At 39.0% G+C, this 13,732-nt stretch carries 24 protein-coding genes; 1 reads left to right on the top strand and 23 read right to left on the bottom strand.

The window, feature by feature from the left end; genetic code table 11:
- Nucleotides 1–70: 70 nt before the first annotated feature.
- The 6 genes from V7124_RS19670 to V7124_RS19645 form a co-directional block, all read right to left on the bottom strand.
- Nucleotides 71–532: a sigma-70 family RNA polymerase sigma factor gene (locus V7124_RS19670; protein ID WP_335492536.1), complete on the bottom strand. Its 462-nt coding sequence runs from the start codon at nt 530–532 to the stop codon at nt 71–73.
- Nucleotides 529–1,059 carry a Holliday junction resolvase RecU gene (locus tag V7124_RS19665; RefSeq protein WP_335492534.1) on the bottom strand — a complete coding sequence of 177 codons (531 nt, stop codon included), beginning with the start codon at nt 1,057–1,059 and terminating at the stop codon, nt 529–531. The genes V7124_RS19670 and V7124_RS19665 overlap by 4 nt, the downstream gene beginning before the upstream one ends.
- A 245-nt stretch (nt 1,060–1,304) precedes the next feature.
- Entirely contained in the window at nt 1,305–2,267 is a 963-nt protein-coding gene (locus tag V7124_RS19660; RefSeq protein ID WP_335492532.1) for a RecT family recombinase, read from the bottom strand.
- Nucleotides 2,264–3,772, bottom strand: a complete 1,509-nt coding sequence (locus V7124_RS19655; protein WP_335492529.1) for an AAA family ATPase — start codon at nt 3,770–3,772, stop codon at nt 2,264–2,266. Before V7124_RS19655 ends, V7124_RS19660 begins: the two co-directional genes overlap by 4 nt.
- 63 nt (nt 3,773–3,835) lie before the next feature.
- Nucleotides 3,836–4,144, bottom strand: a complete 309-nt coding sequence (locus tag V7124_RS19650; protein WP_335492527.1) for a hypothetical protein — start codon at nt 4,142–4,144, stop codon at nt 3,836–3,838.
- 105 nt (nt 4,145–4,249) lie between these two features.
- Complete coding sequence (locus tag V7124_RS19645) at nt 4,250–4,477, bottom strand: helix-turn-helix transcriptional regulator (protein ID WP_335492524.1); 228 nt, start codon at nt 4,475–4,477, stop codon at nt 4,250–4,252.
- A gap of 321 nt (nt 4,478–4,798) precedes the next feature.
- On the opposite strand from V7124_RS19645, the gene V7124_RS19640 reads away from it, so the two are divergent.
- Entirely contained in the window at nt 4,799–5,209 is a 411-nt protein-coding gene (locus V7124_RS19640; RefSeq protein ID WP_335492522.1) for a helix-turn-helix domain-containing protein, read from the top strand.
- 30 nt (nt 5,210–5,239) lie between these two features.
- Here V7124_RS19640 and V7124_RS19635 read toward each other — a convergent pair whose 3' ends face one another.
- The 17 genes from V7124_RS19635 to V7124_RS19555 all read right to left on the bottom strand — a co-directional run bounded on the left by V7124_RS19635 (nt 5,240) and on the right by V7124_RS19555 (nt 13,539).
- A complete protein-coding gene (locus tag V7124_RS19635; protein ID WP_335492519.1) occupies nt 5,240–6,253 on the bottom strand; it encodes a PAS domain-containing protein in 1,014 nt (337 codons plus the stop codon).
- A 118-nt stretch (nt 6,254–6,371) separates the two neighbouring features.
- Nucleotides 6,372–6,530 carry a hypothetical protein gene (locus tag V7124_RS19630; RefSeq protein WP_335492516.1) on the bottom strand — a complete coding sequence of 53 codons (159 nt, stop codon included), beginning with the start codon at nt 6,528–6,530 and terminating at the stop codon, nt 6,372–6,374.
- A gap of 3 nt (nt 6,531–6,533) precedes the next feature.
- On the bottom strand, nt 6,534–6,701 hold the full coding sequence (locus V7124_RS19625) for a hypothetical protein (RefSeq protein ID WP_335492512.1): 168 nt from the start codon (nt 6,699–6,701) through the stop codon (nt 6,534–6,536).
- Nucleotide 6,702: 1 nt separating this feature from the next.
- Nucleotides 6,703–7,536 carry an ArdC family protein gene (locus tag V7124_RS19620; protein WP_335492508.1) on the bottom strand — a complete coding sequence of 278 codons (834 nt, stop codon included), beginning with the start codon at nt 7,534–7,536 and terminating at the stop codon, nt 6,703–6,705.
- Between the two features lie 97 nt (nt 7,537–7,633).
- A complete protein-coding gene (locus V7124_RS19615; protein ID WP_335492505.1) occupies nt 7,634–7,804 on the bottom strand; it encodes a hypothetical protein in 171 nt (56 codons plus the stop codon).
- A gap of 23 nt (nt 7,805–7,827) precedes the next feature.
- Nucleotides 7,828–7,977: a hypothetical protein gene (locus tag V7124_RS19610; protein ID WP_335492501.1), complete on the bottom strand. Its 150-nt coding sequence runs from the start codon at nt 7,975–7,977 to the stop codon at nt 7,828–7,830.
- A gap of 320 nt (nt 7,978–8,297) precedes the next feature.
- The gene (locus tag V7124_RS19605; protein ID WP_335492498.1) at nt 8,298–8,588 is read right to left on the bottom strand and encodes a hypothetical protein; all 291 of its coding nucleotides are present in this window, start codon (nt 8,586–8,588) and stop codon (nt 8,298–8,300) included.
- Nucleotides 8,589–8,716: 128 nt separating this feature from the next.
- Entirely contained in the window at nt 8,717–9,001 is a 285-nt protein-coding gene (locus tag V7124_RS19600; RefSeq protein ID WP_335492494.1) for a hypothetical protein, read from the bottom strand.
- Complete coding sequence (locus tag V7124_RS19595; protein WP_335492490.1) at nt 8,995–9,765, bottom strand: ParA family protein; 771 nt, start codon at nt 9,763–9,765, stop codon at nt 8,995–8,997. The genes V7124_RS19600 and V7124_RS19595 overlap by 7 nt, the downstream gene beginning before the upstream one ends.
- 12 nt (nt 9,766–9,777) lie before the next feature.
- Nucleotides 9,778–9,981 (bottom strand): hypothetical protein, encoded by a 204-nt coding sequence (locus tag V7124_RS19590; protein ID WP_335492486.1) that lies wholly within the window; start codon nt 9,979–9,981, stop codon nt 9,778–9,780.
- 9 nt (nt 9,982–9,990) lie between these two features.
- Entirely contained in the window at nt 9,991–10,305 is a 315-nt protein-coding gene (locus V7124_RS19585) for a hypothetical protein (RefSeq protein ID WP_335492482.1), read from the bottom strand.
- A 45-nt stretch (nt 10,306–10,350) separates the two neighbouring features.
- On the bottom strand, nt 10,351–10,458 hold the full coding sequence (gene sinI / locus V7124_RS19580; RefSeq protein WP_335492478.1) for a DNA-binding anti-repressor SinI: 108 nt from the start codon (nt 10,456–10,458) through the stop codon (nt 10,351–10,353).
- 4 nt (nt 10,459–10,462) lie between these two features.
- Nucleotides 10,463–11,563 carry a hypothetical protein gene (locus V7124_RS19575; protein ID WP_335492474.1) on the bottom strand — a complete coding sequence of 367 codons (1,101 nt, stop codon included), beginning with the start codon at nt 11,561–11,563 and terminating at the stop codon, nt 10,463–10,465.
- Between the two features lie 12 nt (nt 11,564–11,575).
- Nucleotides 11,576–11,848, bottom strand: coding sequence for a helix-turn-helix domain-containing protein (locus tag V7124_RS19570; RefSeq protein ID WP_335492470.1), 273 nt, complete (start codon nt 11,846–11,848; stop codon nt 11,576–11,578).
- Entirely contained in the window at nt 11,799–12,128 is a 330-nt protein-coding gene (locus tag V7124_RS19565) for a hypothetical protein (protein ID WP_335492466.1), read from the bottom strand. The genes V7124_RS19570 and V7124_RS19565 overlap by 50 nt, the downstream gene beginning before the upstream one ends.
- A 67-nt stretch (nt 12,129–12,195) precedes the next feature.
- A complete protein-coding gene (locus tag V7124_RS19560) occupies nt 12,196–12,561 on the bottom strand; it encodes a hypothetical protein (protein ID WP_335492464.1) in 366 nt (121 codons plus the stop codon).
- Between the two features lie 12 nt (nt 12,562–12,573).
- On the bottom strand, nt 12,574–13,539 hold the full coding sequence (locus V7124_RS19555) for a hypothetical protein (protein ID WP_335492462.1): 966 nt from the start codon (nt 13,537–13,539) through the stop codon (nt 12,574–12,576).
- Nucleotides 13,540–13,732 lie beyond the last annotated feature (193 nt).

Raw genomic sequence — 13,732 nt, 5'->3', positions numbered from 1 at the left:
AAGAATATTGGGTACTATCATAATAACACCGCAAATTAACAAAAAACTCTAAATATTCTCCAACAAAACTCTAAAGGTCGGCAATGCCCCTTAAACTATGTTGCAGTTTTTCCAGGATACTCAACCGCTTATGAAAGATCGTGCTCTCGCCATACCCTAGCATGACTGCCATTTTCTTGGCTGAGAAATTGCTAAAATAACGGCTCTCCACAAATTTACGTTCTTCCTCATCTAATCCTAATAAGGCAGAATCAATGCAATCGACAATCAGTTGATATTGCTCCATCTTCTCATTCAAATCCAATGCTCGTTTGGACTCTATCCGGTCAATGGCATATTTTTCTGTTGAAGAATTAATAATAAAGGTTCCCACACTACCGTCACGCACCTCATACGCCACGGTGATATTCGGCATAATGCTATCTAATTGCAACCGCAGATTTTTTATACCAATCTTGTACTGATGATAATTCTTCAAATGCTTTTCAATTTTCCGTTGCAGCCGTTTTGCCTCGTTATTTTCTTTACTCATTCAACCGCCTCCGTTCGAGAAATTCCATTAACCTTCTCCCTTTCTAGCACTCTCACAAAATCCAATGGAGCTCTGCCAGGTACGACAATGCAGCAATGTATTTGTATCCAGGAATACGGAATGGACTTCCTACCGCCATTCTCCATGTTATCCCACCACTCTTGAACCTGGTCATACCAAACAAGATAAACCTCTCCTATTTTGGCAAACTCGATAAGGAAAAAGGACAAACCGCCCTGGTCCTGGTGCATCATCAAATAATCGAGTTGATGTTGTTGAATATTTTTCAAGTCAAACCGCTTTCGTTCCCTGGTCGATTTCGCCTCAAACGCTACTGATCTACCATGCCAAACCCCTTCAAAATCTACGGAGCTCTTTTCCTCCGGATGGGCACGGATGACTCTCCGGCTCTGTTTATCATAACTTACGCTCCACGGAGTCGGTATTTTATGGATTAAGGCCACCCCTATATATTGGTAATATTCACATGACTTTTTCAACATTTCCTCGAACGATGCTCCACTCATTCCATCACTCCCTAGTCGCATAGATATAATTTCTCAAATCATTTGTAATAGGAACCACGCCCTTGCATTCCCAACACTCATAATTCACCACTTGATGAATGTTTTGCTCGATTTCCCTGGGTATCTGAGTAGGAGCCATACAGTCCGGACACAAGACAATCACTCTCATATTTTTCAATTTCCTTACCATGCCACTCCCTCCTTCGATATGAAAAAAGGACCCGGTATAACCAGGTCCAAAGGCATTAATCAAAGAAACCGTTGAACTCGCTTATTTCATCACGTTCTTTATTGCCTGGAATAAATTCCGGGTTTTCAATAAACTCGCTTTCAGCCGTTTCTTGTTGTTTATTCATTTTGTCCATTTCTAATACACAGAATTTTTTCAACGCTGCCACTTCACTCAATTTCAAATCTTGCTCCGTTTTGCCTTTGAAGTATTTTTTCATGCAGTTAAAAATCACATCATCCGGCACGTTGCTCTCGATTTCACTCCACAATTCTTTCATCTTATCTTCCTCGGATGCCGTTTCATGCTCGTCAATTTGGATGATTTTTGGACCTTCCTCATAGGACTCAATGGTCTGAACCGGACTCGCCTGGACTTCATCCTCCGTCAAATCAATGCCGAACTGTTCCTTGCAGACACGTTTCAACATATGCTTTTTGAACATATCCGCAAACCAGGTATTCCACATATTCGCATTTCTGCCTTTTTTCATATGCTCTACTTCTTGAACATCCATAAGCAATATCTTGTCCTCAAAATCTTCATGCCGGGCAATGCAGTAACCGCCAATAATTCGACCTCTCGGAAACCCGACAATATGTTTCACGATTTTCCGGCTTGCCAGGTCAATTTGAAAGTCATCATTCTCATGCACCATCTGAGCATCCACGCCCTTGAACCCTTTCGCCTTTCTTGCCAGGTACAAAACACCCTCAGATGATATTTGGATGGATAACTGTCTGCCGTTTCTGCCTTCGTACACCATGCAATGAATATGATTCAAGAATGGATTGAGTCCGGTATTCACACACGTTTGGACAAACAACCCAAATTCCTCATTGTTGGTACCCTTCGCAATCGTGCTGCGTAGGGTATCCAATTCTTTTCTCGTAAAATTACCAACCAATTTATCGTTATAAATCGCCTTGATTTTCTCCTGTTTTTCCTGCTCTTGCTGAACTGTTGCTACTTCACTCATGCTAGTTTTCCTCCCTCAATTTTGAGCTTATTATTTTTAACGGTTGATATAATCGCTTGACCTGGTGCCACTTTCAAATCAATAATACTCTCCGCATTGTCGATGAAAGTTGGACCTTCTACACCGGACTGTTGCTGCAGAACGTGAATGACTTCAATTCCGGCTCTAATTTTCTCGGCTGTGCTCAACTTCTGATACGGCTTTCCATCCAACTCGATCTCGAAAGTCTGTTTCACCGAATCATTCTTCTGTTTATCAAACAGTTTCACGGTCAACGTATCAAACAACTCATTCACTTTATTCACCATTAACGATGCCTTCACATCGACAAATTCCTTAATCGCATCACAGATGGATTGTGACTCGCCTCTCTCACCACGGATAACCTCATAATCTTCCTCAGCCTTTTTCACTTCATCGGCTAGTCCATTGATACGCTGACTATCCATAAGAATATGACGATATTTGGCTATCTCATTCATGAGCTCGGACACATCCACTCGTTGCTCTAGCTCTCCTAATTGCTTTTTGCCTTCCAATATCTGTTGTAAGGTTGTGACCAATTCTTTTCCTTCATGCTTTGCCTTCTCCACCTTTTTCAGATGGGTTTGAGTCAATGTTTCCCTGGCGTTATAATCCAATGCCTGTCCACATGACTCGCAATGCTCCTGGATGGGTTGCTCGTTCATGCTATCAATCTGTTTTTTCTTCTTCAAAATCTGTTCACGAACCATTTTTTCCTGGGCATTCAGCTCCAACAATTTCTTTTCCTGGTGGGCAATGCCCTCATTGATTTTCTGAGCTTTCTCCAATTCAATCTCACAAGCCAACATTTTCTCCTGGACTTCTTTCAGGTCTACACCATCGGAACCCAATGATTTCTCATATTGCTCTCTCAATGTGGCAACCCTGGCTCCGGCTCTCTCAATCTCTTTATCTCGTTTTCGGAAACGGTCCTTATGGAGCTTATCCAATTCATTCAAGCTATGTTTTTTCAACGGTTCCTCTAATGAAACCCTGGTCACGTTGGTCATATTTGCTAATACTTCTTTATTCAAAGGCTCGTCAATGTATTTCAATAACTGAGCTCGTTGCTCTTTCCAATGCTGACTTGAAAAATAACTCGGATTGAAGATGGACAGAAATAATTCCTTTTCAAACAAGCTCTCAATCAACTCTTTATATTCAGTCGCTTTTTTCGGAATGTCATTTATATAGAATGTATTTTTACCGCCTTCAATGGCTCTTTTCAATTTCAGCAGCTTATCATCCACTTTCAAGAAAACCGTGGTACTAATCTCGCCCTCATGCTCATATAATGGTGTTGGGTCCAATGTGTTCCCTAATATATCCGCGCCATATAGGTTCCAGGTGACGGCCTCTCCAATAGAGGACTTGCCTTCACCGTTTTTTCCGGATATTTTCACCAATTCACTAAGCTCTAGTTTCAATTCTCGATGCCCCTTGAAATTTTGCATTTCAAGATTTTCAATAGAGATTTGCATTGTGTCCTCCTTTTATTGTCTAATCACGCCAATTCGTGATACAATTTGTCTACGAATATTTTTTTAACCCTGGATTAAGTGTTCATTGCCCGTGAACGCTTTTTCCTTTTTCCGGTAGTATTTTTGGAGCTCCATGCTCTCAGACCAACCCTCATAATGCTTATCGTTACAAGTCCGACTGTCGCATAAATAAACATCCTCGAATTTTTCACTATCGTTTGCATCTTCCTTCAACATCCTGGAATTACAGATACAACAAACCACTTCGTTATCTTCTTCCTCAAATACATCCGCATAATAATCATCGTTTGGAGTGCGATCACGCCATAACCAATCGACTACCATTGGATTCTCTACTTCCCATCTGCTCATGAAATATGCTCCTTTCTAATTCGGTTGTAACGGATTGCTTTCAGCAACAACATTCTCTTTTCAAAGTCTGTCAGTTTATTCCATTCCTTTGGTCGAATCAACATATTAAGTCACCTCCTTAAAATGTTGAGTTTCGCAACATTCGACAGAAAAAAATTTACTCATGTCGAACTCAAAGAATGTCGCAATTCTCAAAGCAACATGACCGGATGGATTTCTTTCTCCGGTTTCTATTTGATTGTAATAAGACCTCGATATTCCAACCTTCTTCGCAACTTCATTTTGCGTTAATCCCAAAAGTTGACGGTCACGAATAAGCCATTCTCTTTTCATCTTGACCCCCTCTTTGTTTGCTTTTTGCAACATTTGGTATATCTTTATTATAGTTGAGTTTTGCAACAATGTAAAGAAAAGAAAACCTCAATTCGCCCTTTTTTTTTAGAGAAATACTAGATGTTTGTTGCATTTGTCGTACAAAACTCTATATACAAATGTTTATAAATTACTTAAAATAGGAATACACAGTAATAATAATTTGAATTACTCAACATATTTATTTAAAAAAACTCTAGTTCTATGGTAACATGTGTTTATTGTAGAAATTTGTCGCATATATCAAACCATTTAATTATATAAGGTTGGTGAACGAAACTTATGAAAGACACTTCATATACGAGAAAACAGTTTGGGCAGCGTTTAAAAGAAGTCCGTTCAAAATACGGATATAATATGCAGTATGTTTCCGAACGCATTGGAGTCGCTCGTTCTACTTATGCCGGATACGAAACCCAGGAACGATTCCCACCGATTGAAGTCCTGGCTCGTATCGCTGATGTACTCCATACAAGCACAGATTACCTTATTGGTGTAACCGATGACCCGGAACCGAAAGAGCTCACTCGCAATGTCGATGAATACCTTACAAGCGTTTCAAAGCTAAATTGGAATGGTATCCCTTTATCTAACGATGACATAAAACCCATCAAAGACCTATTCGAGCTTGTTATGCGTGAACGTGTACCTAAAATGAAGAATGATAATAATGAAGATTACTCTGCAAAATAAAAAAAACGGTTGCTCGATTTTCGGCAGCCGTCAATTTGCTCTATATTCTTCATTCAATTTTTGATCATACGCCTGGCATAATTCTGTTCCGGTTGATGCAATGACCTCTAGGTACCTCAGCTCATTTCCACTCATTACCGGAATGACCAGGAGTTCAAGTGTGACCCAGGATTTGTCTTTGTGTAATGCTGAAGTTGCCATTCTTCTTACTTTTTTATTGACACTACATGTTTGTATGTTTTTCCGAAACTGTTCCTTATCTCTTTGATTGGCAAATTCCGTACAATTCGTTCCGATTACCTCCGTTGGAGAAAAGCCCAACCCTTCCTTTACTCCTTCCTCCGCATAGTAAACGGTTCCATCTGGACCTATAATCGTATGCCAACTATGAACATTCCGCTTTAACCATTTTTCTTGCAAGGATGCGAAAAGGCTTTCAAACTCATTAATCCGTTCTTGAACAAAATCCTTAACAAACTTATCCTCCTTCAAATTCTCGGTTGCAAATAAGCCAAGTACACCCATAACCTCGCCTTCAACATGCAATGGGTAACTAATAATCGTTTGGACATTGGATTTCAGTAAAATCTCACGGCATTCATCATTTATTTGCAATGATTCCACATCATAGGATTCACTCACTTTGTTCATTGAGATTGATCTGCCAAGTGGGTCAACAAACGGTACAATCATATACCCATCTAATGCTTGAATATATTCTTCCGGTATATTCGGTGCCGATATATGAACGTACTCTCCATAAACTCCTGGGTTTTTAACCGATTTATCTATGAAACCTACGGATGTACAACAATCATAATATCCTTGTTCTCTCAGTTCATTCTCAATCATCAAACAGATGATTTTAGTTTGTACCTTTATATCAAAAAAGATTTTCTCTTGCTTCGTGATAGCGCCTAACTTAATGAGTTTTTCCATCTGTTCTGCACCTTGCCTAGTCAGCAAAACAGGAGCATATTCTTTCAGTATTTTTTCCAGGTCCTTTTTGTCACGCTCACGTTTTACAACATTTACAAGATTCATAGAATGTAAGACCTCCTGGTCGTATATTGTCCATTCCATTCATTGTAAATAACCTTAACAATTTATACAACATTGAAATCCACAAAAAAAGGAACACTCATTCGAGTGCTCCCTCCATTCATTCTTCTTCCCCATATCCAGGATGGTCAAAATCTCTCCGGCACTCCTGGTCATAATCATAACAATCACCGCTACAAAATGGATCTCCGTCATCACACCAAAAATGCTTACCACAAATGACACAATTCATCATAATCCCCTGGTTCGGCTCTCTCATTCGTTAATCCTCCGCTTTCGTAAACCATATTTCTTCATTCAACATTTCATAATAGACCGATGGCAGTCCGACAAACTCAATGTTGCCGGACTCATTCCTCACTATATCTACCGTGACGGCTCCAATGCCGTTCACTTTTATCTCAACATCCTTCGCTATTATCACTCGCATTTTAATCACTCCACTTCACTCCAAGCACCATGTCTGCTGCTTTTTGTGCACGTTGGGCCGCACTCACTACAAATGTCTTATCCTCTTTCAGAACACGCAACCAGGACTGAATATATGAGGCACTATTATCAATCGTCACGTTATCAATACCGCTATAATTACAAAGGAATGAAGAACCGATTTCCGCTATTAATTCCTCTTTCGAGTACGTTTGTGAGCCAAATTTGATGGTTCCGGTCACGCCCTCTCTATTCAAACGGCTCTTGTGACCAGTGCTGTGAATCAATTCATGGTACAAAGTTCCATAAAATTCTTCCACCTTTGTAAAGTCATTCATTGGTGGAACATTCACTATATCTAATCCCGGCTTATACCAGGCACCCTTACGCTCATAAGTAATGTCCGGAGAATCCATATATCCTTTCACGACTTCCTCACATTTTTCGATTGGGTCATGCTCAAAGGTTTCTGTTTCTCTCTTGCTCTGCAATCCTTCTACCTGGCGATTGATCTCGAACACATTATAAAAACGGAGCAACGGAATATTTTCTTTCTCGCCATTGTCATCCTCTTTCTCTAGCAGTTTCCAAAACACGCACATTGAAGATTTTTCACCTTTTTTTACTTTGCCCCCAGCTTCGGAGATTTGCTTAAATGTTGCCCATTCCCCTTCGTCTAAAAGCATCGTATTAATCCCTCTATAACTTTTCTGTGTTTTCCAGGATACGGCTCCACCGTTTTTCCATCCCTTAACCCACGGAACAACACCTTGCTCCAACTTTTCTATGATTCTATTAGTTACCGTTTCATAAATGTCAAACTTTTTCTTAGCCATTACAATTCATCCTCCAAAATGAAATTCTGATAACGACCTGGCATCATCAGATAGAAGGTAGTCACTCCTTCTATGACCGGGTTGCCCCGGTTTCGCCCTAAATAATTGCCTCTAAAAATCGTCTTTTCGCCTGACTCATGCTCTCTGCTTTGATGATTTCATATTCATTAATCGCATTCTCTACTAAGAAATTTGAAAGCTCGGTATCTAGCACCAGGCTCCGCTTTTTGTTCTTCGGTGAAATATGATATTCGATTGTTAAAATCATGTTGTGTACCCTCCTGTGGTGTCTTATTTGATTAATGCGATTAACTCTAATTGAGATTGGTTAAAACGTGTAATTCTTTCGATTGGTTCTCCATCTTCAACCATCTTTTTTACCTGGTTAAGAGCCACTTCTAAAATTCTTTCGATTTTCTGTTCTCTCGTTAATTCGTTCATTTCCAATTCCTCCTAATGTTGCTGAATGTGTTATTTGATACTTTCATTCTATAAGACAGAACACTTGGCGTACATAGTTTTAACATTATTTTTATTGGTAATTTTAACCCTAATATTAATATTAATGTTAATGCTATAGTATAAATAAGTTTGAATTAATTCCCCTCCCTTCGACCAGGCTTATGCCTGGTTTTCTTTTGTTCACTCAACCTTATTTTGCATTTAGATGGATGTAGGTATGAGAAAACATATTTAATTCGCTTAGAATCGCCCTGTGCAACACCCGAAAAAATGGAAAAAGACCCAGCTGTCGCCAGGTCTTAGTGAATCATGTGTATTCTGCCATCTTCCCATATTTCAATGCGTTGTGAGCTCATAAGAAATTCCAAACCGCTCGAATGTCCTTTCATGATTAGCTCATTCATGCCTTTTACATACACTTCTCGGTTGAGTATCAAGTCATAGAAATAAATCATTTCACCGTCAATTTCCTCTTTGCCAACCAATTGAAGGGCACGACCATGCTTTTCCTTTAAGAACCTTCTTGCCTCGTCATGACTTTTAAAGTCCGGCAGATTATGTTCATCGGTCCTACTATATTTTTCAGCCATTATTTTTTCCCCCAGGTTCTATTGTCGGTAATTGCGAAATATCATATAGCATACATACAATGCAACGGCTTTATAAGATGCCGACCCAGGGTGAGCCGTTGCAAGGCATTCGTGCTAGTTTTGTAGAATTATAGCAAACCCTTTTTCTGAAAATAGGTTTTCACAATGTCATTCACCAATTTGGATTTTCCTCCACGGCCCAATCGTTTTGATTGTTCCTCGATTACATCCCAAACCTCATTATCAAAATAGATTCCCTTCATAACGGTTGTGAGCTCCTTAGCCGGGTTTTCCTCCTGGAGCTTTTCCAATGGGTCCTCAACATTAAACTTAACCGTAGGATTAATATTAGAATTAACTTCTTTATCCTCTAAATCCTCAAAATTCATAAAACTGCTCTTTTTATCTACCATCGTTCTTCAATCTCCTTTGCTAATTCAAAATAATGTTGTACCATCGGATGTTTCGGCAGCGAGATCGTTGCCGGAAGTCCGTTCCGTTTGAGCTCGGTAGCAAAACGGATGGACCTGGGAATAACCGTTTCAAACATATACCAACCTTTTTTGTCGCAATAGGCTCTTGCCTCCTGGATGGTTTCGCTATGCAGTCCTGCTCGACTGTCTACCAATGTCGCTAGTATGCCCAATATTCGGAGCTCCTTATTCAAATTCTCTTGAATGTCCTCAATGCCCTCAACAATTTCCACCAATGAAAGCTGAGAAAATGGCTCCGGTTGGAATGGAATAATCACCTGGTCCACAAATGCCAGGATGTTCCCTTGTGTCGTTCCGAGTGTTGGAGGACTGTCTACCAGGATAACATCATACTCTTTTCGTAGATGGTTCACCGCATTCTTTAACCTCAGCAGTTTATTTGGACCTTTTAAGTCATTTTCAAAAAACCGCATTTTCTTGTTGGATGGTAACAAATCAATATTCTCGTACACGTTCATAATCGCCACTTCCGCAGCCATGCCATCAATCAAAACATCATACATTGTGTCCTCAATTTTCTTCGGAATTTTACCGAATGACATTGCAGAATTGCCTTGTCCATCCATATCAATAATGAGAACCTTCTTGCCTTGCTTTGCCCAAATCGGTGCTAAATGAGCCGTTACGGATGTTTTTAATACACCGCCCTTGTTCGTGCTTAAAGCGATAACTTTTGCACTCATGTGTCAATGCCCCTACTCTTTCAGAATTTTTTCAACCACTTTCTCGCTAACCATCACGGTCCGGTTGTCAAAATCTTCATCACAAATTCGTTGAGCCACAGGCTCGTCAAATCGCCCAGCCTCAGCTATATTCCTGGTATAGCCGTGTCGGTTGGCTTTCCAATAATGAACCATACCGGAGCCAATGGTACGCTCCCAATCTATTAAGTAATACATAGTTGCCTCCTAATGAACGAATTGATATTGCTTTTTACGTTCCTCGCATCGTTCCACAAAACGATAGTACAATTCCGGGTTACTCGATTTCACATGTTGGAACCCTTTTTCAGCAGACCATTGCGTAATATATCCATCTGTATGATACAAAAACACCCTATCGAAAGGTACTTCACCAATCCAACCAATGACATTTTCAAGATAATTGGCATCAATCGCATTCGTTAAAGTCATCGTTCCTTCCTGGTCACGATCATACAGATGGAGATTTCTACCCACAAATACTTCAATGACTGTTCTTCCTACACGCAACATTCTCTCCATGCTATCCACCCTTTCTTTAGAGTTTCTTCATAGAGAGATTATACACTATTTATTTAACTCTTGCCTTTTCGTTTCCAAAAACTTTCTAAAATCATCTTTCGACACGTTTGACTTCATGGCTAATTCAACCAGGTCCATCCACTCTTTTTCCATGCTATCAATCCTCGATTCTCGTAATTTTTACCTCGACCCTAAACTTGTCAGGATTTTTTTTCAGAATGGAGATAAAACGCTCTAATGATTGATGGAGAACAAAGCCTTCTGATTCATCCTCATAGTTAAATGACATTTCTGACTTTTTCGGAACCACTTTCGGAACCTCGCTCGGAACCTCATTCACAACGCTCGGAGCAACTTCCGAAACGGCAGCAGCCTTCTGAGCATCCACTATTTCCTGGATTGCCCTGGACTGAGCAAATACCAATTGTTTCAATTCTTCTATCTCGGCTCGATTCATGCCTGTGAGCTCGTCTTTTTCCTCGACAGCCTCCTGGTTCTCGTTCGGAACCACCCCTGGTTCTGTATCAGAACCACCTATTTCCGGCTCCGGCTCTAAAAATACCGGATTAATTTTTTTCGTTTTCGGCTCTATTTCTATGTTCAACACTTCCTGTTTCTGCTTTTCAACTTTTGGCTCAACACTTGTTGTATAAATGTTTGGTTTTCCCAACTTCTTTCGCAGACTATACCGTAAACCGTACAATGTTTTCACATCCAGGTTCCATATTTCCGCAACAGAATGAAGATTATATTTCTCGTTATAGTCATCTAATATTTCTAATTGTTTCTCAGTTGGGTTAGACTTCAATTCTTTATAAGTTAGTATGTCCTCAGCCTTCGCAGTCCGTTTGTCTTTTCGCAGACCTGGGTTCTTTTTCGGCTTGGCAGATTCCGGTCTTTCTAATACTCCCAGGTTATAAAGGAGCTCATAATATTGGTTACGGTCAACGCCCAATGCCTCAATGATTTCCTTTGCCTTGTGGATCTCCCTCCATTTCTCCACGATTTCTTTTTGCCTCTCCTGGTCATAACGCTCTAATTCTGATAACTCCATCATAGAAGTGTATAAATTGCTCACAATAACCGCCCCATTCAATTTACGTTTTTCCTTTGCTGATAAATAGTCGTATGGAAATTTAATACCGGACATACCGTGCTTAACGCCTTTTCCGGTCTTATGAAATGCCCCATTTCCGGCTCGTTTCTTTTCTCTTACATCCTGGTAAAATACTTTTTCAATTTCAACAGATGAAAGCAAATTCCTCCACTCCTATTTGCGATTCTTTTGGATATACTGCAACATTCTAATAATTTCTTTAAAATAAATTTCTTCTTTAGTTCCTCTCACTAAATAATCAATTGACACATCATAAAACTCAGCCAATTTTTCCAAAGTTTCCAGGTTCGGCTCCCTTTCGTTTCTTTCATAATTGCTTAGTGTCGTTGGAGCACCCAATCCTATTGAATCACAAACATCCTTCATTTTAAGATTCTTAGCTTTTCTTAATTCTCTCAGTCTTTCTCCGAAAGTTTTTAGCTCCATGTTTTTTTAACTCCATTTTCGCCAATAATTCGTGGGATTTTTTCGGTCCTAATTCTTCCTCTAATAATTCTTTCAAAAATTTTAGGTCATTCATTAAACCTATTATTAAAAGTTTTAGAGTCCGATCTTTTTCATTTTCTATCTCCCAATCAAAAATCAAATCTCTTAATTCTTCCGGGTCCTGGGCCAGTCTTAGGTTATTAAACGCACTTTTTTCAATTTCCCGGTTCATTCTTTCTCTCATTTCATCCCATGTTTCATCTGTTAGCTCTATATCCATGTAGCTGCTCACTCCCTTTGGAACTAGAATTATCTATGATAAGCCGGGAATGAACCCGGCATTATTTTTATCTCTTATAAACTTCAGCATTGAAAATCTCGTCATTGTTATTAGTCAAACGAATAAAATTGACTCCATTCTCAAACTTTGTTTCAACAAACCCTTTTTTCTCTAAACGGTAAACGTTTGATTTCAAGTTAGTCCATCCTTCTTTATCCGATTTCTGAATATAGAAATTTTCACGGCTGAACTCAATCCATTCATCTTCCTCAAATTGTCCCAGGGCATACTTATTAATCAATTGACCAATAATCATAGCATGGTGAAAGTTTCTACCTTGAAATTTCTCTACATGAAATGGCATTAATATGCTAATTTCCGGGTCCGTATTCTTGCAATCTACATATAATTTTTTCGCTTTTGTACTTATCATTATATATTCCTCCTAAAATGGTAAATCGTCATAATCATCATCTTTTGGTGCGTTCTGAAATTCATATCCAGGCTTAAATCTAGGCTCTGCTTTTCCGTACTTTATATCATGTTTTCTAGCAATATTATCAAAAGACGATTTTATATAGTTATTAAAATTTTCTTCCTTTACTTGTTTATATCGCTTATCTCTTATAAATTCATCAACATATGCTTGTACAATTGTTACCCATTGTTTTTTACTCCATCTACCAGGAGCATAATCTTTATAAAAAGAATTACAAATATCAATTAAATTTTTTGTAAATTGCTTTTCTTGATTAACAACATCTTTTAAATCTATGAGGTTATCTTTGTAGTTATCTATGTTAAGTAATCTATGTTGGTGTTCATCATGGACAGGCCCATGTTCACTGTGAACACCCCCCTGTTCATGGTGGACACCCCCCTGTTCATGGTGGACAGGGTCCTCTAAGTTATCCACAGATTGTTGATTTTCTTCTTCCGGTGACCAAATTGAATAACCGTGTAACGCATAACCTAGCAAAAATAAATCTTTTCTCAGTTTTGGAATATTTACTTTCCACCAGGAATGTTCTATTACTTCACCTTTTTTGTTTTTAATTTCCTTAAAAAATTGCCCACCTTTAATGAGCCAACCTTTTTCCACTAAATCTTCTAATCTTCTTTTTACGGTAGAACGGCTAGAAATCATAATCTCCTTAAAAAAAGAATTAGGAGATTTGTAAAACCAACCATCCCTTAAAGAAGTTTCCTTTATCTGATTAGCCATATCAACTTGCCCCATACTAATAAGGTTGTTGATCATTTCCTCGGTTCCTTCATCCATCTTTTCAGTTGAGCTATGAGCCAATACTGCCTGGTTCAAAACTAAAGCCGAGATTGCATCCCCTGTCAGCTCAACTAATTCTTCACGGATAACGGCAACCTTTAATTTTTTATTCTTATTTTTTTCCACAATAAAAAGCCTCCTAAATGGAAATCCACTCAGAAGGCTCTCACGAACAAAACTTATTTAATATGTAACATTATTATCCTATTGCATAACTCTACGCAAAAAGGGTATAATAAGAATACAAATCAAATATTCCTGGTGTGTTGTTCGTGGGAAACCTTCCAAATGACTTTCCCCTAATAATTCACCTTCAAAA

The sequence above is a fragment of the Neobacillus niacini genome (assembly GCF_036961885.1).
GTDB classification, from domain to species: domain Bacteria; phylum Bacillota; class Bacilli; order Bacillales; family Cytobacillaceae; genus Neobacillus; species Neobacillus niacini_H.
Note: the sequence above shows the minus strand (reverse complement) of the source record. Positions and strands in the feature narration are given on the sequence as shown.